A 26061-nucleotide genomic window follows, 5' to 3' on the forward strand; every position below is an offset into this window, starting at 1 on the left:
CGCTTGACGCACGCGGCGGAAACCGCAAACCCTGCCTGTATGGATAATGCCGACGTAGTAATCGTAGGAACCGGCCATGGCGGCGCCCAAGCTGCCATCGCCTTGCGCCAGAACGGGTTTGAGGGATCGATCCTGATGATCGGGCGCGACAAGGCGCCGCCCTATGAACGCCCGCCGCTGTCGAAGGAATATCTCGCCGGGGACAAACCGTTCGAGCGGCTGCTGATCCGCCCCGAGAAGTTCTGGCCGGAGAAGCAGATCGAGCTGATGCTGGGCACCACGGTGCGTGCAATCGACCCTATGGCGAAGGAAATCACGCTCAGCGGCGACAAGAAGGTCGGCTACGGCACGCTGATCTGGGCGGCAGGTGGCGATGCGCGGCGGCTCGATTGCCCGGGTGCGCACCTCAATGGCATCCACGCCGTCCGCCACAAGCCCGATGTCGATGCCATGGTCGCCGACCTGCAGAGCGGGGCGAAGCGCGTGGTGGTTGTCGGCGGCGGCTATATCGGCCTGGAGGCAGCAGCCGTCCTCACCAAGTTCGATTGCAAGGTCACCCTGATCGAATCGCTGGACCGGGTGCTGGCGCGCGTCGCGGGCGAGGACCTCTCGCGCTTTTTCGAGGCAGAGCATCGCCGCCATGGCGTGGAAATCAGGCTCGAGGCATCGGTCGAGAGCATAATCGGCGATGGCGACCGGGTGCAGGCGGTGAAGCTGGCCAGCGGCGAGGAAATCCCGTGCGACATGGTGGTGGCCGGCATCGGCATCGTCCCCGCCGTGGGCCCGCTGATCGCGGCGGGCGCCGCCGGTGCCGATGGCGTGGACGTGGACGAATATTGCCGCACCAGCCTGGAGGACGTCTATGCCGTGGGCGATTGCGCCGCCCATGCGAACACCTATGCCCATGGCGCGGTGATCAGGCTGGAAAGCGTGCAGAACGCGCATGACATGGCGACCACCGCGGCCAAGGCGATTTGCGGCGATCCGCAGCGCTATGACGCGCTGCCGTGGTTCTGGTCCAACCAGTATGACATCAAGCTGCAGACCGCTGGCCTCAGCCACGGGCATGACACCACCGTGTTGCGCGGCGATCCGGCGGAGCGGAGCTTCTCGGTGATCTACTTGCGCGACGGGAAAGTGATCGCGGTCGACGCGGTCAATCGCACCAAGGATTACGTGCAGGGCTCCAAGCTGGTGAAGGCGCGCGCGGAAGTCGATCCCGAAGCGCTGATGGATGCGGAAACGCCGCTCAAGGAATTACTGTAAGCTTTGTGGCAGCCCAGCCTGCCGCTTCGGCCACCACTCCATCCTCGTCATTCGCCAGCGCGCTGACAGCAGGCAGAAGCTCCGCATTGCCGCTATTGCCCGCCGCGATCAGGCAATTGCGGACAAAGCGGTCCCGCCCGATCCGCTTGATCGGAGAGCCGGAGAATTTCGTCCGGAAGCCCGCATCGTCGAGCGCGAGGAGTTCGGCCAGATTCGGCTCGACCAGCTCCTCCCGCGCCACGAATGCTTGGTGCCGCGCGGCGGTATCGGCAAACTTGTTCCAGGGGCAGACGGCGAGGCAATCGTCGCAGCCATAGATGCGGTTGCCCATCCCCTCGCGGAATTCCTCCGGGATCGGTCCCTTGTGCTCGATCGTGAGGTAGGAAATGCAGCGCCGCGCATCGAGCTGGTAGGGGCGCGGGAAGGCGTTTGTCGGGCAGGCATCCTGGCAGGCGCGGCACGATCCGCAGCGATCGTCATGCGGCTCGTCAGGCACGAAGGGCAGCGTGCAGTAGATCGCACCGAGGAACAACCAGCTCCCATGTTCGCGGCTGACGAGATTGGTGTGCTTGCCCTGCCAGCCAATCCCCGCCGACTCTCCCAGCGGCTTTTCCATCACCGGCGCGGTATCGACGAAGACCTTGAGCGCGACTTCCAGCCCCATGCCCTCCGCTTCCGCCACCAGCCAGCGGGCGAGCGCCTTCTCCGCCTTCTTCACTACGTCGTGATAATCGCGGCCCTGCGCATAGACCGATATGCGCGCTTTCTCTGCATCGCCTTCCAGAGCCAGCGGATCGCCATCGGGGGCATAGGACATGCCGAGCGCAATGACGCTCTGCGCCTCGGGCCACATGCTTTGCGGGCCCTGCCGCACATCGGCGCGGTCCTGCATCCAGCCCATCGTGGCGTGGAAGCCCGCGCCCAGCCAGTCATGCAGGCGCTCAGCGCGCAGCGGATCGTCCTCAGCCGGGGCGAAGCCGACGCACGCAAAGCCCAGCTCCGCCGCCTTGGCGCGCAAACCGTCCTGCAGTGTTGCGATTGAGGCGTCCTTAACCAAAATCGATCTTGCCCGTGTTCATTCTTGGCATGTAACCGGTGACGATGGACATTGCGACATCCGACACTGCAGTCGACACCGAACTCGCCATTGAGGCGCGCGGCCTCGTCAAACGCTTCGACGATACTTTGGCGGTGGACGGCGTGGACCTGCTGGTCCCGCGCGGATCGATCACCGGCATCCTCGGCCCCAATGGCGCGGGCAAGACGACCACTTTGCGCATGATGCTGGGCATTATCGATCCCGATGAAGGCATGCGGCGCGTGCTGGGGCATGACGATCCCAAGGATATCGCGCGGCTGATCGGATATTTGCCCGAGGAGCGCGGCCTCTATCCCGCGATGAAGGCGACCGATGCGATCGGCTTCATGGGCGCATTGCGCGGCCTGCCGCTCCCCGAGGGGCGCGAGCGCGGGCGCAAGCTGCTTGAAGACCACGGCCTGGGCCATGCGGCGGACAAGCAGATCCGCCAGCTCTCCAAGGGCATGGCGCAGATCGTCCAGCTGCTCGGCACGCTGGTGCACGATCCGCAGCTGGTGGTACTGGACGAGCCGTTCTCCGGCCTCGATGCGATCAACCAGGGCAAGCTGGAAGTGCTGATTCGCGGGCTGGCCGACAAAGGTGTGACGGTGATCTTCTCCACCCATGTCATCGCCCATGCAGAGCGGCTGTGCGAAGGCATTGCCATCATCGCCGGCGGCAAGGTGCCTTTCGCCGGCCGCGTGGACGAGGCGCGCGACCGCATACCCGCACAGGTACGGCTGGAAACGAGCGCACAGGACGGCCCGTGGATGGCGGCTCTTCCCGAAAGCCGCCGCAAGGTCGGCAAGTTCTGGTACTTCCCGCTGCCCGACACAGGGATAGAGCCGCTGCTGCGCGCGCTGATCGACGGTAATGCCGGTATCCAGTCGCTCAGCATCGAACGCGCCGGGCTGCACGATGCCTTCGTCGCCATTGCGGGTGAGGCGGCCGCCGCCGACCTTGTCACCAGCCCGGAAGGGGAGGAAGCGTGATGCAGGGGACTACTACCGCAGGCCGCCTGTCGCTGTGGCGCGCCGCCTTCGTGGTGGCACGGCGCGATTTCACCGCGATCCTGTTCAGCCGCGCCTTCATCTTCTTCCTGCTCGGCCCGCTCTTCCCCGTCGCCGTGGCGGCGCTGGCCGGCGGAGTGGGCGCACAGGTGCAGAGCGAGGCGATGGCCGCCGATGTCGGCATTGCCATGCCCGCGGACGACCTCGATGCCATGATGGCCGCGCGCGACGAACTGGCTGAGAAGGTCGGCCCCGCCATCCCGCCTTTCGTCGCTCTCGAACGCTTGCAACCGGGCGAGAGCTTCGATGCCGAGGAGCTGCTGTCGAGCGGCGAGGGACGCTTCGCTGCCGTCGTGACGGGCACGGTGCAAGAGCCGCAGCTGACCGCACCCGAAGCCAATCTCGCGCGCTGGCAGGGCACCGTCTCGCTGATCGCTGCCAAGGCCGCCAGCCGCGAGGCGACGGCCTATCCGCCGGTGACCACCCACCCGGTCGCCACCAGCGGGGCGAGCGAGAATCGCGGCCGCTTCCAGACCGCGCAGGCCGGGCAATTGCTGCTGTTCCTGCTGATCATGCTGCTGGCCTCCATGGTGCTCTCCAACCTCGTCGAGGAGAAGGGCAACAAGATCATCGAGATCCTTGCCGCCGCGATCCCGATGGATGCGGTGTTCGTGGGCAAGCTCTTCGCCATGCTCGCCATTTCGCTGGTGGGCATCGCGGTATGGGGCTCGGTCGGCACCGGCCTGCTGCTTGCGGGCGGGCGCTCGCTGTCCGAATTCGCCAATCCGGGCGTGGGCTGGCCGATGTTCTTCGCGCTTGGCGCGGTCTATTTCGGCATGGGCTATTTGCTGCTCGGCTCGATCTTCCTTGCCGTCGGCTCGATGGCGACGACGGTGCGCGAGGTGCAGACTTTGGCCATGCCGGTGACCATGGCGCAGGTGCTGGTGTTTTTCCTTGCCAGCCTGGCTGTAACCAGGACGGGGGAATGGTTCGAATACCTCGCCATAGCCTTTCCGCTCAGTTCCCCCTTCGCCATGCTGGCGCGGGCCGCGGTGGACGAGGCGCTGTGGCCGCATTTGCTGGCGCTTGTCTGGCAGGCGGTCTGTGTGGCCGTGTTCATCCGTGCCGGAGCGTCACTGTTTCGCAGGAAGGTGATGAAGTCAGGTCCGCAAGGCGCCGCCAGGTCGCGCGGTCTCGGCAGCCTGATCAGGGGAACGTTCAGGATCGGTTCGTAGTTGGTCGCACAGGAGAGTGACATGAGCGAACATGATTGCGATCGCCGCAAGGCGCTGGTCTGGCTGGGGGCGGGCGTGGCCCTGCCCGCTTTGGCCGCATGCGGGTCCTCCCCCGCCCAGGCGCAGAACTTCCGCATCAATTATACCGAAGCCGAATGGCGCCGCCGCCTGACCTCAGAGGAATTCCGCATCCTGCGCCAGGAAGGCACCGAGCGCGCCTTCACCTCGCCGCTCAATGACGAGAAGCGCGCGGGCACTTTCGTCTGCGCGGGCTGCGCGAACGAGCTTTACGCCTCCAGCACGAAGTATGACAGCCGCACCGGCTGGCCCAGCTTCTGGCAGCCGATCGACAACGGCGCGGTGGGCTATTCAACCGATTACAAACTCGGCTATCCGCGCCGCGAAGTGCATTGCGCCGACTGCGGCGGGCATCTGGGCCATGTCTTCGATGACGGTCCGCCGCCCACCGGCAAGCGGCATTGCATCAACGGCGTGGCGATGGATTTCCGGCCCGCTTAGCGCACCCGGTACACGCTGAGCGGTCCCTCGGCGAAGCCCTCCACCGGTTCCAGCCAATCGGGCACTTCGCCTGAGACAAGCAGGTTGGCCATATTATCCGGCGCGGCGGTGCGATAGAGGGCGAGGTCCGCTTTCGAGGCGCAGGCAACGACGTAGTCCGGCTGCATCTTATCCGCGAGAGCGCGTCCCTGCTCCATGCTGCCGGTATAGAAGGCGAGCACGTCGTGCATCTCCTCGGCATTCCGGTGATAGCTGGCCATCACGATGTTATGCGGTGTCTGGCCCAGGATGGCCGGACCAATATCGAGCGGGGCGAGAACCAGTCCCTTCTCCAGCAGGGCGAGCTGCGACAGGTCGCATCCGCGCAGATCGATCGGCGCATCCATCCCGGCGCGCATGGTGTCGCTGGCGAAAACCGGGTCGAGCGGTTTGAGCAAAGCGCTCACGAACATAGGCGTCGCAAGACCGAAGCAGGCAAGCGTTGCAGCAATGCGCGGCAGGGGTGATGTGAGTGCGCGTGCCTTGGGCAGGTATTCGGCCAGCAGGGAGGCCGCAAAGGGGATCGCCAGCCATTGCGCGAACACGCCCTCGCGCATCAGCATGAAGGAATAGAGGCAGGCGAGCACGGCGATCAGGCCCAATGTGTCGAGCGGGCGCACCTCCGCCTCACTCTTGCCGAGACGCAGCCTGTGCCAGCCCACAAGTACCAGAGCAAGGGTCCAGGCGAGCACAGCCGCCACAGAGAGCGGCTGACGCCAGATCGGCAGGCCTTCGGTGATATAGCCATGCCAATATTGCTCCAGCAGGGGATCGAGCCGGGCAAAAGGATCGGCGGCGCATTCGCCCAGCATGACGAAAGCGAGCGGCCCGCAGACCAGCGGGATCATCGCCAGCCCCGCCAGCCGGCCATTGCGGCTCTGCTGCGCCGGAGCGAACGGCAGGGCGAGAGCTGTGACCGCTGCCGCCGCGAACGCCGCCATGTGGCCAGGCATGAGGATATCGCAATAGGGCAGCGCGAAGTCGCTGACCGGCCGGGTCGCGAGCGAGAAGGCAGGCGCGGCCATCGCCAGCGCGCCAAGGAAGGCGCCAAGCCTGCGGTCGTCATGCCACCAATAGGCGAGGCCGAGCACACCCGCGATTGCGGCTATGATCGGCAGGCCTTCGAGCGAGATCGCCACCCATGCAGCACCCAGCACACCGGCCAGCGCTGCTTTCACCCGGCCACCGTCAACGAGCAGGGCCACCGCCACCAGCCCGACCACCGCCTGCGGCGCATGGTGATCGATCCGCATCGGCATGAATTGTTCTGCCAGCAGCGGCATCATCGGCATGATGAGGAGGCCGATGCCGGTTGCCAGCGCGCCGAAGCCCAGCTTGCGCAGGATCGCGCGCAGGGCGAACAGCGCGGCGAGCAGGTAAAGCAACGGCACCACGATCAGCGCCGCCCTCTCCCCCGCGAAAAGCGCCACCAGCGCCAGCGGGATATCGACCAGCCGCGACCAGTGCATGCTCGCGCCTTCGGGCGGGTTCACGCGATATTGGGTGACGTCGTACCAGCCTTGCCCGGCGAGCAGGTCGCGCACTTCGAACAGGCGCATATAGTCATCCGGCCCTTGCGGTTCGAAACCGCGCAGCGGCAGCAGGACGAGCACGACGACGCACCACAGGCCCCATGCCGCCCACACGGCGGCGGGACGGAACGCGAAAGCTCTCCAGTCGAAGGAAGCGGAACCCGGCATCGGAAATGGGCTTTAGCGGAAAACGACCTTGCTGCGCAGCACCCAAGTGGCGGCAAAACTCACCGCGATCGCGACCAGCTTGGCGAGACGCGGGTCCATCCCCGCCTCGTCACCCGTCCAAACGATGGCGGTGGTAAGCGCGAGGCCGACCAGCGCGGAAATCACGAACAGCGCCTTCTGCCGCGTACGCTGCACGCCGCGCTCCGCCACATTGCCGACGAAGACCGCACGGCTCGACATCAGCCAATGGGCGATGATCCCCGCGCAATAGGCGATTGCGCTCGCGCTTGCGGCCCACATGCCGGCGGACAGCAGGGCGAGGAAACAACCCATATCCACCGCCAGTGCGCCGACGCTTGCCAGCACATAGCGGATGAAGCGGATATCCTTGAGGCGCAGCAGCAGGGCCGACATGGACCGCGCGCCTCGCTCAGGCAGCCCGGCGGTCGTCATCGGCAATCCGTTCGGGAACGTCGCGCACCGAATTCAGCGCTGCAGCCTGGTCCTCGCTGACCGTACCGCGCGCGGGCAGCGACTTCTCGTCACCCTCATCGCCCGCCTCATGATATTCGGCATCCTCGTTGACGCACCATGTGTCGTAGAGGCGCTCGCCGGCGATGATGTTCTCGGCCGTCAGCATGGCGGTCATCATCGCGTGGTCCTGGTTGTTATAGCGGTGCATGCCATTGCGGCCGACGAGGTGCAGAGTGGGGAACTTCTCCTCCAGCTCGGCCCGCATCGCATCGACATTGTCGGCATAGCTCTCGTCATAGACGGGATAGGCCTTTTCCTGCCGCACAACCGCGCCGCCTACCACGTCCTCTGGCTTGCACAGGCCAAGGATGTCCATCTCGCGCTTGGCCTGTTCAATCAGGTCCTCGTCGCTGGACGACCACAGGCCGTCGCCTTCGAAGCAGAAATATTCGAGGCCGACGCAGGCGATATCCTGGTCCGGCACCATTTCGGGCGACCAGCTGCGGAAGTTCTGCACGCGGCCGACCTGCACCTTGCTGTCATGGATATAGATCCAGTTATCAGGGAAGAGGTCCTCCGAACGGATCATCAGCGCCACGGTCAGGAAATCGCGATATTTGAGGCCCTGGGCGTTGAGCGTCGTCTGCGGCAGCGGATGGAGGCGCGCACTCAGCTCGCGCATCGGAGCGGAGCTGATCGCATCCTTCGCCTTAATCACCACATCGCCATCGGGGCCGCTTGCGGTCATACGCCAGCCACCCTGACCGTCAGATGCCAGCTGCTTCAGCCCATGGCCCATAAGCACTTGCCCCTTGCCCGTGGCGAGGATCTTGTCGCGCGCGGTTTCCCACATCATGCCAGGGCCAAGGCGCGGATAGCGAAAGGTTTCGAGCAGCGTCTTCGCCTGCTTGCCCGAACCGTCATTCAACTTGTTGAGGCCGAGCGAGCGCTTGAGGCCATCGACCACCGCGCCCCAGAGCGAAAGGCCCTTGATGCGCTGTGCAGCCCAGTCCGCGCTCATTTCGTCGCACGGCATGCCCCACACCTTCTCGGTATAGGTCTTGAAGAAGATCGAATAGAGCTTCTTGCCGAACTGGTTGGTGGTCCAGTCCTCGAAGCTCTTCACATGCGCGATCGGGAACAGCTTGTACTGAAGGTAGCTCGCCATGCACAGCGCGCTGCGCCACAGGCCGAGATTACGCAGCGCCTCGAAGGCGCGCAGCGGATAGCTGTAGAACTTGCCCTCGTAATAGATGCGGCTCATCCGCGGGCGCTGGATGAAATCGTCCGGCAGGATCTCGTTCCACAGGTCGACGACCTGCTGGCTTTTCGAAAAGAAGCGGTGGCCGCCAATATCGAAGCGATAGCCGTCATGTTCCACCGTGCGGCTGATACCGCCGACATAGGTGGCGTCCTTCTCGATGATAGCGACGCGCTTGCCCGCCTTGGTCAGCAGGTAACCGGCGGTCAGGCCTGCCGGCCCGGCCCCGATGATTGCCACGTCTACGTCGATTTCACCAGTCTGAGCGGTGGACTGCTGGTCCATGAATGCCCCCGATTTGCTGTCCTGACCGGGAGTGAACGAAAATGGTTATGAGGCAGTTAATTCGCGCGGCCGCGCCGGGCGTTTCAGGCCCGCTGGCCAAGCTGGATCGTGGCGATGATGCGGGCGAGGTCGCCGAATTGGAACGTGTCCTCGAAAACCAGGCCATATTCGGCATCGCGCCGCCACCGCACCTTGGCATTGACCTCGGGCAGCCCATCGGCGGACAGGCGCACGCGCTGGTCGATGGCGAAGCGGGTGTCGCTGGTGACCTTCGCGCCCTGTTGCGAAATATCGTGAAGTTCCGCCGGGGCAGTCTGCTCCAGGTCGGCGAGCCGGGCTGGGGTCTGCAGATTGACCCGGATCGGGCGCTTGGAAAAGCGGCTGGGGCTCTCGATGATCCGCACGATATCGACGGGATCGAGGAAGCGCATGCCGGCGCGGTCATCCTCTTTCCAGACAACTTCCAGCCGGTGCTGGTCGCCATTCTGGAGCTCGAGCACCAGATCCCCGACATCGGGCAAGGGATGGAACAGCCGCACATTGACGCCGGTTTCGGAGGCATCGCGCACCACGCACATGAACTCACCTTCGCTCGTCAGCAGCTTCGCGGCGCGGATAAGCAGGGTGAATCGCGGGGCGGCACGCTGCTCGATCGCGGCGAGGCCGGTATCGTCGGGAATGGATGTGCCAGTTTCGGGCTGTGAAACAGTGGCTTCTTGGCGAAGGACGTCGCCCATGGTGTCTCCATCAGTGTGGCAGGTGGCTACCCCAACAACCGGCCCGCTGCTTCGAACAGCTTTCGCTATATCGGAAACGACCTTACCGAAGGCCTAACCTGACCTTGCGATTTGTCCTTGGCAGGAGATTGCGGCCGCCGGCCCCGGAAACGGGATGGATGGTGCGGGCGGCGGGACTCGAACCCGCACGATCCGTGGATCAGGGGATTTTAAGTCCCCGGCGTCTACCAATTCCGCCACGCCCGCATTGCGCGCCATGCGCCTAGCGCGGCGCAGCGACGCTTACCAGTAGCGCTTGCTCGCTAACAGGGCGCCTTCGGCCAGAGCAGCCAGTTTCGCCCACACGACCTGCGGATCGAGATTGTTGCTGCCCGCATGGACGGAGAAGCCGCAATCGACGCCCGCCATCACCCGGTCGCGGCCGAGCAGGTCGGCATAACGGCCGATGCGCTGGGCGATCAGTTCAGGGTGCTCGATATAGGTGCTCTGCGGCTCGATCATGCCGGGGCAGAGGATTTTCCCTTCGGGGAGGGAATTTTCCTCGAAGAAGGCGAATTCATGCGCGTGACGCGGGTTCGCGCCTTCGAGCAGCACGGTCTGCGGCTTCGCGCTCCACACGATATCGGCAATGTCATTGAGCGGCACGTCGCAATGATGCGGGCCGGGATAATTGCCCCAGCACAGATGCATGCGGCACTGCTCCGCCGGAATGTTCTGCAGCGCATGGTTGAGCGCAGCGATATTCATGCCGATGCGCTTGCGGAACTCCTCCAGGCTCAGCCCGGTGAACTGCACGTGTCGGCCCATGGCCAAGTCCGGGCAATCGACCTGCAAGGTGATCCCGGCATTGGCGATGGTCTCGTATTCGTGGCGAAGACCCTCGGCCAGCGCGAAGACATATTCCTCGTCGCTGGCATAGTACTGGTTGGGGAAGAAGAGCGCTGTCACGCCGGGGCTGGCGGCGGACATGAACTTCTCGTTCTCTCCCGCCAGCCGGTTGAGCCTTTCGGCATCCTCGCGCGGGGCGTCCATGTCGATCACTTCGATCGGCGCGGTGCAGGCGGGAGCGGAGCGCTTGGCGCGTCCCTTATTGCCGAAGACCTGCGCCTTGGCGCCGGGGAAATCCTCCAGGTCCTGAAACTCGTACTGCCCCGCCTCGCCGCCGAAGCCGGACAGGCGGTGCTTGATATAGGTGGCATAGGAGGGCTTGGACATCTCGCCGTCGCCCACCACCGTGATGCCCGCCTTGACCTGCTCGGCAATGACCTCCGCCGTCGCGCGATCGATCGCTTCGTCGAGCGCGGCCTCGTCAAAATCCTCGCCGCTTTCGCGGGCGAACATCAGCAGGAGCAAATATTCGGGCCGCGGCAGGCTGCCCGTATGTGTCGTCTTGAAACCGCTCACGCCAACTCCTCGCGCACGATTCTCGCGCCGTCCGCCATGGCCTTCATCGTGCCGAATGCGACCTCGCGCGGAAGGTATTTGAGGCCGCAGTCGGGCGCGACGATGATCTTGTCCTTCGGCGCATGCTCGAGCCCGCGGCGGATGCGCGCAGCCACCGTCTCGGGCGTTTCCACCTCATGCGTCGAGAGGTCGAGCACGCCGAGGATGATCGTCTTGCCGGGCAGCGTTTCCAGCACCTTGGTGTCGAGCTTGGACTGCGCCGTCTCGATGCTGATCTGCTTTACATTGCTCGCCGCCAGTTCGGGCAGGAAGGAATAGCCTTCCGGGCGTTCGTGGATCAGGTGCGCATAGCCGAAGCAGATATGCAGCGCGGTGGTGCCGGTGACACCTTCAAGCGCGCGCTCCAGCGCCTTCAGGCCATAGGCGCGCGCCTTGTCCGGCCGCGCCTGCATATAGGGCTCGTCGAGCTGCACCACGTCGGCCCCGGCGGCAAACAGGTCCTTGATCTCCTCGTTCACGGCACCGGCATAGGCGAGCGCCAGCGCCTCGGGATCACCATAGTAATCGTCCTGCGCCTGCTGGCTCATGGTGAAGGGGCCGGGCACGGTGATCTTGGTCGCCTTGTCCGTATGCTGCTTCATGAATTGCACATCGCGCACCTGCACCGCGTGGCGGCGGCTGATTTCGCCGGTCACACGCGGCACCGGAACCGGCTCTCCCGAGCGATCGAGCGCGGTGCCGTGGTTGTCCATGTCCACGCCGTTCAGCGCGGTGGCGAAGCGGTTGGAATAGCTTTCGCGCCGCATCTCGCCATCGGTGACGATGTCGAGGCCGGCGCGCTCCTGCTCATGGATCGCGTAGATCGTGGCATCGTCCCAGGCCTCCTCGAGGAATTCCTCGGGGATACGCCACAGCTCCTTTTGCCGGGTTCGTGGAGGGAACCGGCCAGCGAGTTTCGCCCGGTCGATCAGCCATTCGGGTTGGGCATAGGAGCCGACCAGCGAGGTCGGAAGGAGCGGGAGTGACATGTAGGAAACCTCTCAAACCGTCATTGCGAGGGACCAAAGGTCCCGCGGCAATCCAGGGCGGCGCGCTTGGCCCCTGGATCGCTTCGTCGTTTCACTCCTCGCGATGACGAGGAAATGCGGGAAAGCCCTCAGGCCGCCTCTTCGTGGCGGAAGGGGTTGTTGTTGCTATGATCACCGTCGAGCCAGCGCTTCAGCTCGGCATGGGCCTTTGCCTTGCGTTCCTCGGCGCCCGAAGCGGCGCGCGGATCGTCGCAGGTGAATTCCACGATCATCCCGTCCGGATCCTCGACATAGACCGAGCGGCAATAGCCATGTTCCAGCGCATAGGTCTTGGGCGGCTGTATCCCGGCCTTCTGGATCCGCTCCTCGATCCCGGCCTGAGTTTCCTTGTCGACGCACAGCGCGATATGGCGGAAGGGCGAAGGCGGCAGCTCGGGGCCGAACAGCGCCTGGTCCTCAGGATCGGCGAACTGGAAGAAGGCCAGCGCGGACCCGTCCGCCAGGTCGAAGAACAGGTGGCAATAGGTGCGGTCCTTGCCGAACAGGTGGTCGATCTCCGTCCAGCAGGCGGACAGCGGCAGGCCGATAATGTCCTCGTAGAAATGGCGCGTCGCCTCCAGGTCACTGGAGACATAGGCGGTGTGATGCAGGCGGCTTGGCAGCTTGGTGGTCATCATTGCTCTCCCTCGGGCCGAGTCTTCCGGCTCCTCTCTTGAGTGCAGTCTATCAAAGACGCGCGCCGGTGCAATCAGCCCTTTCGGCCGAGAATCTCCTCATTGTCCGCGCCCAGTTCGGGCGGCGGAACCACGCTGGTTTCGACTTCGCCATCGAAGCGGATCGGGTTGCGGATCGTGCGGAACTTCCCGCGCGCGCCCTCGCCCTCGATCACCAGCTGGTGGTGTTTGGCAAGGTCGCCCTCGACCACTTCCTTCGAGGTGTAGACGGCCGAATGCGGGACTTCGAGGCTGGTCAGCTTCTCCTCCCAGTATGCGCGCGGCTGGGTGGCGAAGATCGGGGCGAGGAAGTCGATCACCTTCTCATAGTTCTCGATCCGCGCCGGGCGGCTCTCGAACTCGGGCCGCTGCAGCATGTCGGGCTCGCCGACGGCGGTGGCGAGGTTCTCCCAGAACTTGGGCGGAGATGACATGTGCAGCGCGATCCAGCCGCCATCCGCGCATTGGAAGACATAGGACTGGCTGACATGCGGGCGCGATGACGGGCCCATGACTTCATCGACGCTGAGGTAATGGGTGAAATCGTCGAGATTGAAGTGGCTCATCGCCTCAAACATGGAGGTTTCGACCTTGCGGCCCTTGCCGGTCTTCTCGCGTTCGTAGAGCGCGGCGAGCACGCCATAAGCGGTATAGAAACCGGTCACAGCGTCACCGATCGCGGGCCCAACCACACGCGGGTTCTTGGGATTGACCAGCAGGCGCAGGAAACCGCTGGAGGCCTGCGACACCGTGTCGAAAGCCGGGCGGTCCTTCCACGGGCCATCATTCCCGAAGCCGGAGATATCGGCATAGACCAGGCGCGGGTTGATGCCCTGCAGCCGCTCCGCATCGACGCCCAGCCGCTCGGCCACGCCGGGACGGAAGTTCTGGATGAAGACGTCGGCGGTCTTCACCAGCTCATCCAGCGCCGCAAGGTCCTCCGGGTTTGTCTTGGTGTTGAGCGTGATGGACTTCTTGTTGCGATTATAGGTCTGGTAGTGCGGCGAATAGAGATCGCCCTTGAAAGCGCGGAAGGGATCGCCCGTTTCGGGCATCTCCACCTTGATCACCTCGGCCCCCAGATCCGCCAGCAGCATGCCGCAGGCCGGCCCGGTGATGAATGTACCCATGTCGAGCACGCGTACGCCTTCGAGCGGTCTTGCCATTATCTACTCTCTCCCCGACACACTGTGTGTCACTCGCTTGGCCTTGGCCATAACCCCTGAGCGAGCAGGACCACAAGGGAGACCAAAATGCGTATCGGCAAACAGGACCAGCCTTATTCGGCCATCTGCACATCGGATGCAGAGAGCATCACGGTGAGGGGCAAGGACCTGGTGGGCGATATCATCGGCAAGATGGATTTCAGCTCCTACTTCTGGTTCCTGGTGACGGGGCAGGAGCCGGACGAGGACCAGAGCTTCTTTTTGAACGCCGTGCTCTGTGCACTGGCCGAGCACGGACTGGTGCCCTCCGTGGTCGCCGCCCGCATGACGCTCGCCGCCGCGCCGGAGGCGGTGCAGGGCGCCGTGGCGGCAGGACTGCTCGGCTGCGGATCGGTGGTGCTGGGCAGTGCGGAGATCGCCGGCAAGTTCTACGCCGATTGCGTCGCCGACCAGCGTGAGAACGGCGATCCGGTTGACGAAGTCGCCAAGCGCAAGATCGCCGAATGGCGCACGCATACCAAGGCGGTCCCCGGCTTCGGCCACCCGCAACATTCCGAAGGCGACCCGCGTGCGAACCTGCTGCTCAAGCTAGCGGACGAACGTGGGGTGAGCGGCGAACACGTCGCCATGATGCGCGCATTGCAGGCCGCGCTGCCCGAGGCCATCGGACGAGCCTTGCCCCTCAACGTCAACGGCCCGATCCCCGCGATCATGCTCGACCTCGGCTGGCCCGTCGCGGCGCTGAAAGGCATCGGCCTGCTCTGCCGCACCGGCGGCCTGATCGGCCATCTGACCGAAGAGGCGGAACGGCCCATCGGCTTCGTGATGTCAGGCGCTGCGGCGAAGGTGATCGAGTATGACGGGGAGTAGTTCGCCGCCCGAGGCTTGGAAGGCCCGATTGGCTCGCATTGAAAAAGAGATGGAGTTGCTCGGACGCAATTATCCAGACGAGAAATCGAGCCGTTTCAAGCAGGCAGCCCAAGAGTTGCGCCGTCGCTTGGTCGCTTCGGGCCTCAGGGTACATAGCATCTTCTTTAACCCAACTACGCTCGATTCACCTCTGGGAACCATCTATCTTAAAAGCGACAAAGACCTTGGTTTGGTTTCGGATCATGACAAGGAATTGGCGAACCGGGAGGCGGACCAGTGTATCCGCAGTGCTTTCCCTGATTTCGACATCGGTCCTGCCGAGCTTGCCTGGGATTCCTACGAGATGATCGTCCGCGATTACGGCGGAAGCTATGACCGATATTTCGGTCGCCTTTGAACCAAGCAACAAGGATCAACCCTAACCCCCGTTATAATTAGCCTTGCAATGCTCCCTCCCCCTTCGCAGGATGCGCGGCGGGAGAGAGACAGCAATGATCGCAGGCGAATTCGATTACGTCGTCATCGGGGCCGGCTCGTCCGGCGCGTGCGTCGCGGCGCGTTTGGGGGAGGACCCCACCAAGACCACATGCGTGCTGGAGGCGGGCGGGCATGACAGCCATCCCTTCATCCATGTCCCCAGCTTCGTCGCCGCCGCGATAGGCCGCAAGGAGACGAACTGGGGCTTCGAGACCGTGCCGCAGGCGGGCATGGCGGGCCGCAAGATCGGCGTGCCACGGGGCAAGGTGCTGGGCGGCAGCGGCTCGATCAACGGCATGGTCTATTTCCGCGGCCACCCCACCGATTATGACGACTGGTCGGATGCGGGCTGCGCCGGCTGGTCCTATGCCGAAGTGCTGCCTTACTTCACCCGCACCGAGCACAACGAGGACCATCCCGAAAGCGTGTTCCACGGGAAGGACGGCCCCATCAATGCCAAGGTGGTGGAGAACCCCAACCAGCTCAATTACGACTTCATGCACGCGCTCGCCTCGCTGCAATTCCCGGCCTGTCCGGACTTCAACGGGCCGGACCCCGAAGGCTATGGCCGCCGCCAGGGCCTGATCCGCGACGGACAGCGCGAAAGCACCGCCAAGAACATGCTCCGCCCCGCCATGGAGCGCGGCAATGTGCATGTGCAGACCAATGCGCAGGTTGCGCGGATTATCGTGGAGGATGGCCGCGCGACCGGAGTGGAACTCACCGATGGCCGCGTGATCCGCGCACGGCATGAAGTCGTGCTCTCTGCCGGCACGGTGCAGAGCCCGCAGATCCTGATGCTCAGCGGCATTGGCCCTGCCGCGCATCTGAAGGACATGGGCGTGGAGGTGGTGCACGACCTCCCCGGCGTGGGCGGCAATTACCAGGACCATGTCGCCAGCCCGATCCATATGGAGACCTCCGATTCCACCAGCTACGGCATCAGCTGGAAGGCCATGCCGCGCGATGTGATGTGGTTCTTCTACTACCTCGCCACCCGTAAGGGACCGCTGGCGGGCAACGTCTTCGAAAGCGTCGCCTTCCTGCGCACCGACAAGAGCCTTGCGCGGCCTGACGTCCAGTTCGTGTTCCAGCCGGCCAAGCGGCTGACGGTGAAGGGCGTGCCCTTCCCGGTCGGCCATGGCTATGCGATCAGCCCGGTGGCGCTTTATCCCAAGAGCCGCGGCACCATCCGCCTCGCCAGCAATGACCCGACAGCCGCGCCGCTGATCGACCCGCATCTGCTGGAGGAGCCTGAGGATATCCAGCCCCTGATCCGTGCGTTGAAGATCGCGCGGGAGGCTTTCGCTTCCCGACCCTTCGAAAAGTACAACGGCGTGGAAATCGCGCCCGGTCCGGAATGCACCACGGACAAGCAGTGGGACGCCTATATCCGCGAGACCGGCTATACCGTCCACCACCCGGTCGGCACCTGCAAGATGGGCACGGACGATACGGCGGTGGTCGATCCGCAATTGCGCGTGAAGGGCATCAAGGGCCTGCGCGTGGCGGACGCTTCCGTCATGCCCACGGTCATCGGCGGCAACACCAATGCGCCCTGCGTGATGATCGGCGAGCGTTGCGCCGATTTCATCCTCGGCAAACCTCCGCTGCCCGCAGCCGAGCTGCCACCCGAAAGCGTCGCGCGCTACAAACCGAACAAGGCGAAGGCAGCATGAGTTACATCGTCATTGCGAGCGAAGCGAAGCAATCCAGTCCCGGAGCTGGATTGCCGCGCGACCTTCGGTCGCTCGCAATGACGAACGGATAATTGGGAGAGAAGGCCCATGGCCAAGGACACGATGATGAGCTGGCAGGTGGGCGACGTGAAAATCACCCGCATCGTCGAGATCTACAACTTCACCGACAACATCAACATGACCATGCCCGACGCGACCGCCGAGGAGGTGATCGCGATGAAATGGCTGCATCCGCACTACGCCACGCCCGAGGGGCTGCAGCGGATGAACTTCCAGGGTTTCGTGGTGCAGACTCCGGATCGCAATATCGTGGTCGACAGCTGCATCGGCGCGGGGCGGGAGCGGGACTTCGATGTCTTCTGCGATCTGCCCGAAGGATTCCTGGAGGACCTGGAAAGCCTCGGCATCACGCGGCACGATGTGGACACGGTGATGTGCACGCATCTCCACTTCGACCATGTCGGCTGGAACACCTACAAGGACCCGGAAACGGGCGAATACAAGCCGACCTTCCCCAATGCGAAATACCTGTTTGGGGCGAAGGAATACAAAGCCTGGCAGGAAGTGATCCGCCATGACGGGCACCATTCGGACAACCATCTTGTCGAATGCGTCGACCCGATCGTGGAGTTGGGTCTCGCCGAGTTCATCGAAGCCGACCACGTGATCGCGCCGGGCGTGCATTGCGAGCCCAGCCACGGCCACACGCCGGGCCACGTCCATGTCTGCATCGAGAGCAGGGGCGAGCGCGCGGTGATTACCGGCGATTTGATGCACCACCCGATGCAATGCGCCATGCCGCACCGCCATGCGACTTTCGACATGGACAAGGACAGCGGCAAGGCCACCCGCATGGGCTTTGTCGAAAAGTACAAGGACAGCGGCGTGGTGGTGATCGGCGCGCATTTCTTCGATCCCACCGCCGGCCATATCGAGACGGGCGACGACGGCGAAACCTGGTTCCACGGGCTGGGCCTGTAGCGCCATGGCAAAGGACATCCCCGAATTCGGCTATGACATCTTCACTCCCGATGCGGTGAGGAATGCCCGCGCGGTGGATGATGAGGTCCGCGAATTCGCCCCCGCCGTGCGCCTGCATGATGGCGTGGTGATGATCGCCCGGCACGAGCATGTGACGAGCGGGCTGCTCGACTGGAAGAGCTTTTCCTCCGCCAGCCGCCCGTGGCACGATCCCAACTCGCCCCGCCCTGAAATCCTCCTCACCGACGATCCGCCCCGCCACACGCAGGTGCGCAAGGTGGTGCAGGACGCGCTCAGCCCGCGCGCGCTGGAGGGGGCGAAGGCGACCTTCCAGAAGTCCGCCGAGGAATTCGTCGAGCGCCTGCGCACCCGCGAAGGCGAGCCCGTGGATGCCGTGGGCGAGATCACCCAGGCGTGGATCTTCGAAGTCCTGCCCGAAGTGCTCGGCCTGCCCAGGGAAGGGCGGCATCACATGCACGGCTTTTCGCAAATGGTCTGGGCCACGATGGGCCCGCCGGGAGAGCTGTTCGACGAGGCGATGAGCCACGATTACTCCGCCGTGATCGAATGGCTCGGCACTGCCTGCGATCGCGACGCGCTCTCACCCGACGGCATCGGCCAGTCGATCTTCGCCGCCGCCGACAACGGCCAGGTGACGATGGATGAGGCCAAACTGCTGCTGCAGACGATCCTCAGCGCCGGGGCCGACACGACCTATCTCACCATGGCCAATGCCATCCGCGCCTGGGCCATGTTCCCGGACCAATATGCCAAGCTGCGCGCCAATCCGAAGCTGCTGCGCAATGCCTTCGATGAATCGCTGCGCTGGGACTCTCCCAGCCGCATGGCGGGCCGCATCGCCACGCGCGATGTCGAAATCGACGATTACGTGGTCCCCGCCGGCACGCGCTGCGGGCTGATGTTCGCCGCTGCCAATCGCGATCCGCGCTTTTGGTCCGACCCCGAAGCCTATGACATCGAGCGCGACACCAAGCACTCGCTCGGCTGGGGTTATGGCGTGCATGGCTGCGTCGGCCGGATGCTGGCGCAGACCGAAGCCCAGGCCTTCCTCGGCACGATCGTCCGTGAGGTGGAGAGTTTCGAACTGGCGGGCGAGTACGAGCCATGGATGACCACGGTCGGTCACGGCCCGATCAAACTTCCCGTGAAGCTCAACTTCGCCTGAGCCGATGGCTGCGCCCGTCACCAAGATCCAGGCGATCCGATACGCCCGGCATGAGCGGACCGCCGCGGCCAACTTCACCGAGCCGGTGGACGATCACGACCTGCCCATGCCGCTCGACTATTTCGTCTGGGCCATCCATCGCGAGGGGTGCCCGCCGGTTATCGTCGATACCGGTTTTGGCGAGGCGGCAGCGGCGGCGCGCGGGCGCACAATGATCCGCCCGGTCGAGCAGGGACTGCGCGATGCGGGAATCGATCACCTGCTGGTCGAAGATGTGATCCTCACGCATCTGCATTATGACCATGCCGGTTCGCTCAACGTCTTTCCCAATGCGAAATTCCACATACAGGATGCCGAACTCGCCTTCGCCACCAGCCGCCATGTCTGCGACCATGGCGTGCGCGCGCCGTTCGATGGCGAACCGGTCGCCCAGCTGGTGCGCAAGCTCTATGCCGACCATGTCATCTTCCACGATGGCGATGAGGAATTTGCGCCCGGCATCAAGCTCCACCTCGCCCATGGACACACGGCAGGCCTGCAGGTGATTGCCTGCGAGACGGAGCGCGGGACGGTGGTGCTCGCCAGCGATGCGGCGCATCTCTACGCCAATATCACCCGCCAGCTGCCCTTCCCGATCTTCGTGGACGAGGCGGATTACCGCCGGGCGCAGGAAACGGTCATGAAGCTGGCGGGCGGATCGCTCGACCATGTGATTCCCGGCCACGATCCGCTGGTGCTGCAATGCTTCCCGACCGAAAACGATATTGCCCGCGTCGACCTGCCGCCGCATAGGCCGGTGCTGGAGGCAATATGACGATTATCGGATTCCTGGGACTGGGCCGCATGGGTGCGCCCATGGCGGCGAACTTGCTGAAGGCGGGGCACACGCTGTTCGTGCATGACGTGTCGGAGGATGCGGTGGCCGAGCTGGTGCGGCTCGGCGCGGAAGCCGCAGGATCGGCTTCGGCACTTGGAACGCAATGCGAAGTTGTCTTCGCCAGCCTGCCCACCCCAGCCATCGTACGCGAGGCGGCGCTGGGGCCCGACAGCATTTTCGTGCGCGGCAAGCCGAAGGTCTTTTGCGACCTCTCCACCTCCGGCCCGCAGCTGGCTCAGGAATTGTCCGCAGCGCTCACCCCGCAAGGCGTCGCCTGTTTCGACGCACCCGTTTCCGGCGGGATCAAGGGCGCGGTGGAGGGCACCATCTCGATCATGGTGGGCGGCCCTGAGGCCGAATATGAGGCGATCCTGCGCCCCCTGCTCGAAGCGATCGGCAAGCCCACCCATATGGGCGAGGCGCCCGGCGCCGGGCAGACGATGAAGCTGGTGAACAATTTGCTGGGCGCGGTCGCCATCGGGGTGACGGCGGAGGGAATGGCCTTCGGGATCAAGCAAGGCCTCGACCCTGCAAAGATGATCGACGTGCTCAACCAGTCGACCGGCATCAATTCGGCGACGCGCGACAAATGGCCGCGCTCCGTCCTGCCGCGCACATTCGACTTCGGCTTTGCCGCTGCATTGAGCCTGAAGGACACCAGGCTGCTGATGGATGAGGCAGCGGCGGCAGATGTGCCGCTCCCGCTCGGCCAGATCGTGCAGGATTACCTCGAACGCACGCTGGAGCGCGAAGGGCCGGAGGCGGACTTCACCGCCATTGCCAAGGTGGTGGAAGAAGCCGCAGGCCTCGACCCGGAGCGCTGAGCCGAAGGCCCGGCATCAACGCGATCTTAACCGGAAGCGGCGAAGCTTTCCGATGGTTTAGTATAAGGGGCATATCCATGGCGCTCCATCAAGAGGATGGCAGCGAATTCCAGGCCGAACGGCGCGGATCGGTCCGCTTCCGTTTCGAAACGCCTGTGCAGCTGAAAATGCCCAGCGGCGACAAGCGGGGCATGCTCAACGATATCTCCCGCGGTGGCGCGCGAATTGTCATGGACAACCCGCCCGTCAAGGGTGCGACCGTTCTGCTCGTCTGGGGAAGTCACGAGGAATTCTGCCGCGTAATGTGGGCGGCGGATGGATCTTGCGGCATCCAGTTCGAACGAGCGATATCCGACGCCGTCGTGGCCGAGACGATCGGCCGCGAGGAGGAAGAAGTCGCCGCCGGCCCGATCGCCAACAGCAACAACATTCCCCTCGGCCGGAAACGCCGCCGGATCGGCTCCGTCAGTTGAGCCTATTCGGCCGGTGCGGCTTTCTTGCCCTTCTCGCCGAGTTTCTTCGCCGCATAGGCCCCTGCGCCCAGCGCCAGCAGCGCGGGCAGGCGCATGCGGCCAATGATGGGAACGGCCAGGGCGCCGAGTACGGCGCCACCGGTGCCGCCAATGCTGCGCGTATGTTTCGAAGCCTGCGCGCCGGCGAAGGCGCCAATCAATTTGCCAATCATGGTGAACTCCTTTGCTTTGCCGGAAAAACGGTTCGGTTATATTCAGGTTCCCCGGCGTAGGAGTCGCCCGCATGTTCCTTGCACTCGCCTCGCTCGCATTCGCCCAGCTTGCCGCACCGCAGGCGGCAGCAGACGAAGTCACCCGCATCAACGGCCAATGCCTCTATCCTGAACAGGTGAGGCAGCGTGCCCAGGACACGGTCCTGCTCACCTGCAACGAGGCGCGAATCGAGCCCGGTGCAATCGCCTTCGGCCTGCGCAGCTGGGAAAGCGAGGTTCGTTTCGAAGGGCCGGTCCAGGGCGACAAGATGACCGTCGAGCGCATCCAGCGCCCTTCGCATAGCCCGGAGGACGCGCGCGGCCTGTGCCAGTTCTTCTATACCAATGGGGAGCTTTCGACCATCGCCTGCACTGCCATGGTGGGTGCGCAAAGCTATGCCGCGAACTTCGTGGTCTCACGCATTTAGGGCGTTGGCGCGGCTGGCTGGGGCGAATCGGCCGAATCGCCGCAATTGGCATGGACATCGAGCAACTCAACCGGCGTCCACCCGGGAATGCTAGCGGTGGCGACAATCTCACAGCTTTCAAGATAAGCTTCGAGCTGGCGGCGTGTGTCGAGATTGGTGGAAAGATCGGAAGTCTCGCGCCCGGTCACCACAACCCCGGGCCGCTGTGCCAGGATACGCCGCATTTCGGCAGAGGTATCGATCCCGCTGACACCGGCTTCAAACCGGTCCCACAAGTGACCGGGGAAGGAGAGCGGGGAAAGCGGCGCGGAGCCCGCCTCCGCATAGAGCGAAGGCGGCGCGTCATAGACCAGCATGCCGCGCGAAGTATCCGCGCTGCGTACCGCGTCCGCCAGCTCGCCATAAGAAGCGCGCGCCTGCGCGGTGCGGGTAAAGTTCCACACCTGCTCGCCGCTCAGCGCCAGCAGCGCCCCGGCCACGCCGACCAGCGCCATCATTGCGCCTCGCTGGAAGAAGCCGCTGGCAGCCACACACAGTGGTACGAACAGCGGCAGCAGGTAGTGGTTGTAGAAATTGGGTACGGCAACGACGCCAACCATCGCAGCGACGATCCAGCCGGCCATGAAGGCACGGTGATCGCCGCGCAGCCTGCCATGCCGGATCGCCAGCCCCAGGATCGCTAACGCCAGCGGCAGCGCAATCACCACCCAGACGAGGGCAAAACGCCGCCAACGCATCGGATCGGCAATCTGCGCTTCCTTGGCGAAGCTGGACTCAACCGTCGCCTGCCAGAACGCTTCGAATGCACCCATTGCGGCAAACAATCCCGCCACCGCCAAGGCTGGCGCAAGCCCTGCCAGCGCCAGCATCGCGCCGCGCATGGCCAGCTGCGACAGGCCTAGGCCCGCGCGCCGCATCCCCCACAAGAGCCACAGGCCAAGGAAGATCGCCTCGAACCCCGCCGTCGGCTTCACGATGATCGCGCAGCCTGCCAGCAGCATGGCGAGGAAATGGCGGCGTGTGGGCACCGCGCTGCCGCCTTGGTCGAAACCCACCAGCAGCGCCGCTGCGGCGATTAGCAGGTTGTAGAAGACGGGGCTTTGCCCGCCCGCTCCGCCCAGTTGCACCAGCAGGGCAAGATAGAGGAACGCCGAGACCAGCGCGGCAGGCGGATCGGCCATCTTGCGCGCCATCCGGAAAATCAGGAACGCCGTGCCAGCCGCGGCAAGGCAGGCCATTAGCTGGTATGTCAGCACCGGCCAGGGTGAGAGGCCAGCAAGCCAGTAGATGGCGAAGAGTCCGGGCGGTTTGCGGTCCCAGATATCGACATAGAGCATGTCGCCCGCCGCCAGCCGCTGGCCCACGAACAGGTACCAGTTCTCGTCCACATGCAGCGCAGGGTTTCCAAAGCCATGGGCGCGCGTCGCCAGCGCCAGCAGCAGGCAGGCGATGAAGGCCAGGGCGGGTCTTTGCAAAAGCGCACTCACGGCCATGCCTTTGCCGCAGCGGTGTTCAGATATCGTTGCGAATGGTCGCCAGTGCGCCGCCGTCGATCTCCCACTTGGCGCCGTTGACGTAGCTTGCCTCGTCCGAAAGCAGGAAGCTGACCACATCGCCCACCTCGCGCGGCTGCCCCACGCGGTTGAGCGTGGCGACCTGGCCGAGCTTGTCCATGCCCGCCTGCACATCGCCATCGAACATCTGTTCGAGCATGCCGACCAGCAGCGGCGTTTCGATTACGCCGGGCATCACGCAATTCACGCGCACGCCCTTTTGCGCGACTTCGCTGGCTGCCGTGCGCGTGAGGCCCACCGCGCCATGCTTCGCGGCGTTATAGGCGCAGGCCCCGGCAAGGCCGCGTTCGGAACCGATGCTGGCAGTGTTGACCACCGCGCCCTTCCCGGCGGCAACCATGTAGGGGATCACGAAACGCAGGCCGAGGAACATGCTCCGCAGGTTCACGCGGATGATCTTGTCGAACATGGCGATGTCGTATTCGTGCGTGGGCGCAAGGTCGCCCTCGATCCCGGCATTGTTGAAGAAGCCGTCGATCCGCCCGAACGTGTTGTGCGCGGTCTCGGCATAGGCGCGCACCTCGTCCTCATTCGCGCAATCGGCATGGAAGGCGACGGCCTCGTGCCCGGCATCCTTAAGCTTGGCGGTGCACTCATGCAGGCGGTCGGCATCGATATCGACCAGCATGACGCGCGCGCCTTCGCGGGCGAGAATTTCGCAAGTGGCAAAGCCGATCGACCCGGCCGCACCGGTGACGATGATGGATGAACCTTCGTGGCGTTTCGTCATGATCAGTCCTTCGATTTGCGGAACGGCAGGGTGATGAGGAACCAGGCCAGGCCCGGCGTCAGCAGCTTGAGAAAGTTCTTCGCCTCTTCCGGCGTGAGCGTGGCGGTCATCGGCATGGTGCCATAGACCTTGCCCTTCAGGACAAGGTCATTGCCCTTCCGCTCGATCTTGCTGACCTGCATCAGCTCGCTCTTGTCGGCGGCGTGGATCTTCATGCCGATATCTCATCGAAGTCGATGCCGAGGTCCTCGGCCATCACCATCGCCGTGGCGCGACCCGCACCGAAGACGCCGCCGCCCGGATGCTGGAACGGCCCGACGAGGTAGAGGCGGTCCACACCCGGCACGCGGTACTGGCCAAGGTCGGGCGTCGGGCGATGGCTGCCCGACTGATAGGTGGTGGTGGCAATGCCATGCAGGTCGCCGCGGAAGAAGCTGGGGCTGGTGCGCTCCATATCCACAGGGCTGTCGCAATGATAGTCGAGCACGACGTCGGGCACATTCTCGATGAAATCGCCCATGCGGCGGATCATCTTCTCGGCAAATTCGCCCTTGGCCTCATCCCAGTCGCGGCCGTCCTTGCGCTTGTAGGGAACGTAATCCCAGGCATGGAAAATCGCCTTGCCGTCCGGCGCGCGGCTCGGGTCATGCTGCGTCAACTGGCCGACGCCGACGAGCGGGGTGGAACTGAAATTGCCATAGCGCAGCTCGTCGAAAGCGCGGCGCATGTCCTCGTACTCGGCGGGCATCAGCTCATACATCACCGCCGACAAATCGCCCGCCTTGAACTTGAGCGGAGCATCCAGAGCCGCATGGACGGTAAAGCAGGCGGCATCGGTGATATGCGTGCGCTTCGCCTTGCGGCCGACTTCGGCGGGCAGGCTGGGTACGATATCGGGCAATATGTGCGGGTGCAACGCGCCGATGATGCCGTCCGCGCATGTCAGCCGCTCGCCATTGTCGAGCACCACGCCCGCGGCCTTGGCACCGTCGGTGAACACCTCGCGCACCTCGCAGCCGGCGCGCACCGTGCCGCCGTGATCCTCGATACAGGCGATCAGCGTATTGGTGAGCGAGCCGGAGCCGCCGACAGGAACGCCGAAGCCGAATTTCTCGAGGAAGCCGAGGAAGACATAGGCGCCGATGCCTGTCGCCTTTTCGTCCGGCGAAACGAGGTTCTCGCCTGCAACGCGGCCGAAATGCGCCTTCACCTTGTCGTGCTCGAACAGCTCTTCCATCAGGTCGAAGGTGGAGACGCCCATGGTGCGCATGATCTCCTGCCCCTCGGCGCTCTGGTCCATCATCGCAGTCTGCGCGCCGACCGGCATGGGCGGGGAATAGAGGCCCGCCTGTATCATCGGCAGCCATTGCGCGGCCTGTTCGCTCATCTTGAGGAAGGTTGCCGCGTCCTTCTCGCTGAACCTGGCGATCGCCGCCGCCGACTTTGCCGGATCGCGATGCAGCGGCAGGGTGGAGCCATCCTCCCACACGCTCATCATCGGCACATCGGGGAAGACATATTGGAGGCCGTATTTCGACTTCAGGCCGAGATCGTCATTCAGCAGCAGCGGATTGCCCTGGATGAAGATGTGGCTCATCGAATGCTGGTCATGGGTGAATCCGGGCTTCGTCAGCTCACGCGAAACCACGCCGCCGCCGTGCCATTCATTGCGTTCCAGCACGAGCACCGATTTGCCCGCGCAGGCGAGGTAGGCACCGGCGACCAGGCCGTTATGGCCCGATCCGATGATGATGATATCTGCGTCTGACATCTGC

27 protein-coding genes and 1 tRNA gene are annotated in these 26061 nt (G+C 64.3%); 13 read left to right on the forward strand and 15 right to left on the reverse strand.

Going from position 1 to position 26061, the window contains the following annotated elements:
* The first annotated feature begins 39 nt into the window (after positions 1-39).
* On the forward strand, positions 40-1266 hold the full coding sequence (locus tag E5222_RS14875; RefSeq protein WP_136694585.1) for an NAD(P)/FAD-dependent oxidoreductase: 1227 nt from the start codon (positions 40-42) through the stop codon (positions 1264-1266).
* Here the strand turns inward: E5222_RS14875 and queG are convergent.
* A complete protein-coding gene (gene queG, locus E5222_RS14880) occupies positions 1250-2323 on the reverse strand; it encodes a tRNA epoxyqueuosine(34) reductase QueG (RefSeq protein ID WP_136694586.1) in 1074 nt (357 codons plus the stop codon). The genes E5222_RS14875 and queG overlap by 17 nt on opposite strands.
* Before the next feature lie 44 nt (positions 2324-2367).
* On the opposite strand from queG, the gene E5222_RS14885 reads away from it, so the two are divergent.
* Genes E5222_RS14885 through msrB form a run of 3 tightly spaced genes read left to right on the forward strand, consistent with a single transcriptional unit; the run spans position 2368 to position 5108 of the window.
* A complete protein-coding gene (locus E5222_RS14885; protein WP_136694587.1) occupies positions 2368-3336 on the forward strand; it encodes an ABC transporter ATP-binding protein in 969 nt (322 codons plus the stop codon).
* Positions 3336-4589 carry an ABC transporter permease gene (locus E5222_RS14890; RefSeq protein WP_136694588.1) on the forward strand — a complete coding sequence of 418 codons (1254 nt, stop codon included), beginning with the start codon at positions 3336-3338 and terminating at the stop codon, positions 4587-4589. The genes E5222_RS14885 and E5222_RS14890 overlap by 1 nt, the downstream gene beginning before the upstream one ends.
* Positions 4590-4610: 21 nt before the next feature.
* Positions 4611-5108: a peptide-methionine (R)-S-oxide reductase MsrB gene (gene msrB / locus E5222_RS14895; protein ID WP_136694589.1), complete on the forward strand. Its 498-nt coding sequence runs from the start codon at positions 4611-4613 to the stop codon at positions 5106-5108.
* Here the strand turns inward: msrB and E5222_RS14900 are convergent.
* The 9 genes from E5222_RS14900 to E5222_RS14940 all read right to left on the reverse strand — a co-directional run bounded on the left by E5222_RS14900 (position 5105) and on the right by E5222_RS14940 (position 13915).
* Positions 5105-6847 (reverse strand): hypothetical protein, encoded by a 1743-nt coding sequence (locus E5222_RS14900; protein ID WP_136694590.1) that lies wholly within the window; start codon positions 6845-6847, stop codon positions 5105-5107. The two genes, msrB and E5222_RS14900, sit on opposite strands and share 4 nt — an antisense overlap.
* A gap of 12 nt (positions 6848-6859) precedes the next feature.
* The gene (locus E5222_RS14905) at positions 6860-7261 is read right to left on the reverse strand and encodes a GtrA family protein (RefSeq protein WP_136694591.1); all 402 of its coding nucleotides are present in this window, start codon (positions 7259-7261) and stop codon (positions 6860-6862) included.
* Positions 7262-7277: 16 nt separating this feature from the next.
* Positions 7278-8867, reverse strand: a complete 1590-nt coding sequence (locus E5222_RS14910) for an NAD(P)/FAD-dependent oxidoreductase (RefSeq protein WP_136694592.1) — start codon at positions 8865-8867, stop codon at positions 7278-7280.
* 83 nt (positions 8868-8950) lie between these two features.
* Positions 8951-9604: a PilZ domain-containing protein gene (locus E5222_RS14915; RefSeq protein ID WP_136694593.1), complete on the reverse strand. Its 654-nt coding sequence runs from the start codon at positions 9602-9604 to the stop codon at positions 8951-8953.
* A 159-nt stretch (positions 9605-9763) separates the two neighbouring features.
* Positions 9764-9850, reverse strand: a tRNA-Leu gene (locus E5222_RS14920).
* 36 nt (positions 9851-9886) lie between these two features.
* Positions 9887-11008, reverse strand: coding sequence for a cobalamin-independent methionine synthase II family protein (locus tag E5222_RS14925; RefSeq protein WP_136694594.1), 1122 nt, complete (start codon positions 11006-11008; stop codon positions 9887-9889).
* The gene (locus E5222_RS14930; protein ID WP_136694595.1) at positions 11005-12036 is read right to left on the reverse strand and encodes a 5-methyltetrahydropteroyltriglutamate--homocysteine methyltransferase; all 1032 of its coding nucleotides are present in this window, start codon (positions 12034-12036) and stop codon (positions 11005-11007) included. Before E5222_RS14930 ends, E5222_RS14925 begins: the two co-directional genes overlap by 4 nt.
* A gap of 128 nt (positions 12037-12164) precedes the next feature.
* Entirely contained in the window at positions 12165-12710 is a 546-nt protein-coding gene (locus tag E5222_RS14935) for a VOC family protein (RefSeq protein WP_136694596.1), read from the reverse strand.
* A gap of 74 nt (positions 12711-12784) precedes the next feature.
* Positions 12785-13915, reverse strand: a complete 1131-nt coding sequence (locus tag E5222_RS14940; protein WP_136694597.1) for a CaiB/BaiF CoA transferase family protein — start codon at positions 13913-13915, stop codon at positions 12785-12787.
* A gap of 87 nt (positions 13916-14002) precedes the next feature.
* On the opposite strand from E5222_RS14940, the gene E5222_RS14945 reads away from it, so the two are divergent.
* The 8 genes from E5222_RS14945 to E5222_RS14980 all read left to right on the forward strand — a co-directional run bounded on the left by E5222_RS14945 (position 14003) and on the right by E5222_RS14980 (position 21303).
* Positions 14003-14785, forward strand: a complete 783-nt coding sequence (locus E5222_RS14945) for a citryl-CoA lyase (RefSeq protein ID WP_136694598.1) — start codon at positions 14003-14005, stop codon at positions 14783-14785.
* A complete protein-coding gene (locus E5222_RS14950; protein WP_136694599.1) occupies positions 14772-15182 on the forward strand; it encodes a hypothetical protein in 411 nt (136 codons plus the stop codon). Before E5222_RS14945 ends, E5222_RS14950 begins: the two co-directional genes overlap by 14 nt.
* A 94-nt stretch (positions 15183-15276) precedes the next feature.
* Positions 15277-16941, forward strand: coding sequence for a GMC family oxidoreductase (locus E5222_RS14955; protein ID WP_169053627.1), 1665 nt, complete (start codon positions 15277-15279; stop codon positions 16939-16941).
* Positions 16942-17049: 108 nt separating this feature from the next.
* Positions 17050-17943 carry an MBL fold metallo-hydrolase gene (locus E5222_RS14960; RefSeq protein ID WP_136694601.1) on the forward strand — a complete coding sequence of 298 codons (894 nt, stop codon included), beginning with the start codon at positions 17050-17052 and terminating at the stop codon, positions 17941-17943.
* 4 nt (positions 17944-17947) lie between these two features.
* The gene (locus E5222_RS14965) at positions 17948-19129 is read left to right on the forward strand and encodes a cytochrome P450 (RefSeq protein WP_136694602.1); all 1182 of its coding nucleotides are present in this window, start codon (positions 17948-17950) and stop codon (positions 19127-19129) included.
* A gap of 4 nt (positions 19130-19133) precedes the next feature.
* On the forward strand, positions 19134-19943 hold the full coding sequence (locus E5222_RS14970) for an N-acyl homoserine lactonase family protein (RefSeq protein WP_136694603.1): 810 nt from the start codon (positions 19134-19136) through the stop codon (positions 19941-19943).
* Positions 19940-20830 (forward strand): NAD(P)-dependent oxidoreductase, encoded by an 891-nt coding sequence (locus E5222_RS14975; RefSeq protein ID WP_136694604.1) that lies wholly within the window; start codon positions 19940-19942, stop codon positions 20828-20830. The genes E5222_RS14970 and E5222_RS14975 overlap by 4 nt, the downstream gene beginning before the upstream one ends.
* A gap of 77 nt (positions 20831-20907) precedes the next feature.
* A complete protein-coding gene (locus E5222_RS14980) occupies positions 20908-21303 on the forward strand; it encodes a PilZ domain-containing protein (RefSeq protein ID WP_136694605.1) in 396 nt (131 codons plus the stop codon).
* A 2-nt stretch (positions 21304-21305) separates the two neighbouring features.
* Here the strand turns inward: E5222_RS14980 and E5222_RS14985 are convergent, their stop codons facing one another.
* On the reverse strand, positions 21306-21515 hold the full coding sequence (locus tag E5222_RS14985) for a hypothetical protein (protein WP_136694606.1): 210 nt from the start codon (positions 21513-21515) through the stop codon (positions 21306-21308).
* 71 nt (positions 21516-21586) lie between these two features.
* Between E5222_RS14985 and E5222_RS14990 the strand changes: the two genes are divergently transcribed.
* Positions 21587-21982: a hypothetical protein gene (locus E5222_RS14990; protein ID WP_136694607.1), complete on the forward strand. Its 396-nt coding sequence runs from the start codon at positions 21587-21589 to the stop codon at positions 21980-21982.
* On the opposite strand, the gene E5222_RS14995 is transcribed toward E5222_RS14990, so the two are convergent.
* From E5222_RS14995 to E5222_RS15010, 4 genes are read right to left on the reverse strand one after another with little or no spacing between them, the layout of a single operon-like run.
* Entirely contained in the window at positions 21979-23457 is a 1479-nt protein-coding gene (locus E5222_RS14995; protein ID WP_169053628.1) for a hypothetical protein, read from the reverse strand. The two genes, E5222_RS14990 and E5222_RS14995, sit on opposite strands and share 4 nt — an antisense overlap.
* Before the next feature lie 37 nt (positions 23458-23494).
* Positions 23495-24286, reverse strand: coding sequence for an SDR family NAD(P)-dependent oxidoreductase (locus E5222_RS15000; protein WP_136694609.1), 792 nt, complete (start codon positions 24284-24286; stop codon positions 23495-23497).
* A 2-nt stretch (positions 24287-24288) separates the two neighbouring features.
* On the reverse strand, positions 24289-24501 hold the full coding sequence (locus E5222_RS15005; protein WP_136694610.1) for a hypothetical protein: 213 nt from the start codon (positions 24499-24501) through the stop codon (positions 24289-24291).
* Positions 24498-26057 (reverse strand): phytoene desaturase family protein, encoded by a 1560-nt coding sequence (locus tag E5222_RS15010; RefSeq protein WP_136694611.1) that lies wholly within the window; start codon positions 26055-26057, stop codon positions 24498-24500. Before E5222_RS15010 ends, E5222_RS15005 begins: the two co-directional genes overlap by 4 nt.
* Positions 26058-26061 lie beyond the last annotated feature (4 nt).

Origin of the sequence: Alteraurantiacibacter aquimixticola (assembly GCF_004965515.1) — a bacterium.
In the GTDB taxonomy this organism is placed as follows: domain Bacteria; phylum Pseudomonadota; class Alphaproteobacteria; order Sphingomonadales; family Sphingomonadaceae; genus Alteraurantiacibacter; species Alteraurantiacibacter aquimixticola.

Excerpts from the sequence above, each read along its gene's own strand:
- E5222_RS14980 (WP_136694605.1), top strand. The coding sequence starts at position 20,908 with ATGGCGCTCCATCAAGAGGATGGCAGCGAATTCCAGGCCGAACGGCGC.
- E5222_RS14975 (WP_136694604.1), top strand. The coding sequence starts at position 19,940 with ATGACGATTATCGGATTCCTGGGACTGGGCCGCATGGGTGCGCCCATG.
- E5222_RS15000 (WP_136694609.1), bottom strand. The coding sequence starts at position 24,286 with ATGACGAAACGCCACGAAGGTTCATCCATCATCGTCACCGGTGCGGCC.
- E5222_RS15010 (WP_136694611.1), bottom strand. The coding sequence starts at position 26,057 with ATGTCAGACGCAGATATCATCATCATCGGATCGGGCCATAACGGCCTG.
- msrB (WP_136694589.1), top strand. The coding sequence starts at position 4,611 with ATGAGCGAACATGATTGCGATCGCCGCAAGGCGCTGGTCTGGCTGGGG.
- E5222_RS14915 (WP_136694593.1), bottom strand. The coding sequence starts at position 9,604 with ATGGGCGACGTCCTTCGCCAAGAAGCCACTGTTTCACAGCCCGAAACT.
- E5222_RS14945 (WP_136694598.1), top strand. The coding sequence starts at position 14,003 with ATGCGTATCGGCAAACAGGACCAGCCTTATTCGGCCATCTGCACATCG.
- E5222_RS14990 (WP_136694607.1), top strand. The coding sequence starts at position 21,587 with ATGTTCCTTGCACTCGCCTCGCTCGCATTCGCCCAGCTTGCCGCACCG.
- E5222_RS14910 (WP_136694592.1), bottom strand. The coding sequence starts at position 8,867 with ATGGACCAGCAGTCCACCGCTCAGACTGGTGAAATCGACGTAGACGTG.
- E5222_RS14940 (WP_136694597.1), bottom strand. The coding sequence starts at position 13,915 with ATGGCAAGACCGCTCGAAGGCGTACGCGTGCTCGACATGGGTACATTC.
- E5222_RS15005 (WP_136694610.1), bottom strand. The coding sequence starts at position 24,501 with ATGAAGATCCACGCCGCCGACAAGAGCGAGCTGATGCAGGTCAGCAAG.
- E5222_RS14900 (WP_136694590.1), bottom strand. The coding sequence starts at position 6,847 with ATGCCGGGTTCCGCTTCCTTCGACTGGAGAGCTTTCGCGTTCCGTCCC.
- E5222_RS14960 (WP_136694601.1), top strand. The coding sequence starts at position 17,050 with ATGGCCAAGGACACGATGATGAGCTGGCAGGTGGGCGACGTGAAAATC.
- E5222_RS14965 (WP_136694602.1), top strand. The coding sequence starts at position 17,948 with ATGGCAAAGGACATCCCCGAATTCGGCTATGACATCTTCACTCCCGAT.
- E5222_RS14955 (WP_169053627.1), top strand. The coding sequence starts at position 15,277 with ATGATCGCAGGCGAATTCGATTACGTCGTCATCGGGGCCGGCTCGTCC.
- E5222_RS14905 (WP_136694591.1), bottom strand. The coding sequence starts at position 7,261 with ATGTCGGCCCTGCTGCTGCGCCTCAAGGATATCCGCTTCATCCGCTAT.
- E5222_RS14950 (WP_136694599.1), top strand. The coding sequence starts at position 14,772 with ATGACGGGGAGTAGTTCGCCGCCCGAGGCTTGGAAGGCCCGATTGGCT.
- E5222_RS14930 (WP_136694595.1), bottom strand. The coding sequence starts at position 12,036 with ATGTCACTCCCGCTCCTTCCGACCTCGCTGGTCGGCTCCTATGCCCAA.
- E5222_RS14935 (WP_136694596.1), bottom strand. The coding sequence starts at position 12,710 with ATGACCACCAAGCTGCCAAGCCGCCTGCATCACACCGCCTATGTCTCC.
- E5222_RS14970 (WP_136694603.1), top strand. The coding sequence starts at position 19,134 with ATGGCTGCGCCCGTCACCAAGATCCAGGCGATCCGATACGCCCGGCAT.
- E5222_RS14985 (WP_136694606.1), bottom strand. The coding sequence starts at position 21,515 with ATGATTGGCAAATTGATTGGCGCCTTCGCCGGCGCGCAGGCTTCGAAA.
- E5222_RS14885 (WP_136694587.1), top strand. The coding sequence starts at position 2,368 with ATGGACATTGCGACATCCGACACTGCAGTCGACACCGAACTCGCCATT.
- E5222_RS14890 (WP_136694588.1), top strand. The coding sequence starts at position 3,336 with ATGCAGGGGACTACTACCGCAGGCCGCCTGTCGCTGTGGCGCGCCGCC.
- E5222_RS14875 (WP_136694585.1), top strand. The coding sequence starts at position 40 with ATGGATAATGCCGACGTAGTAATCGTAGGAACCGGCCATGGCGGCGCC.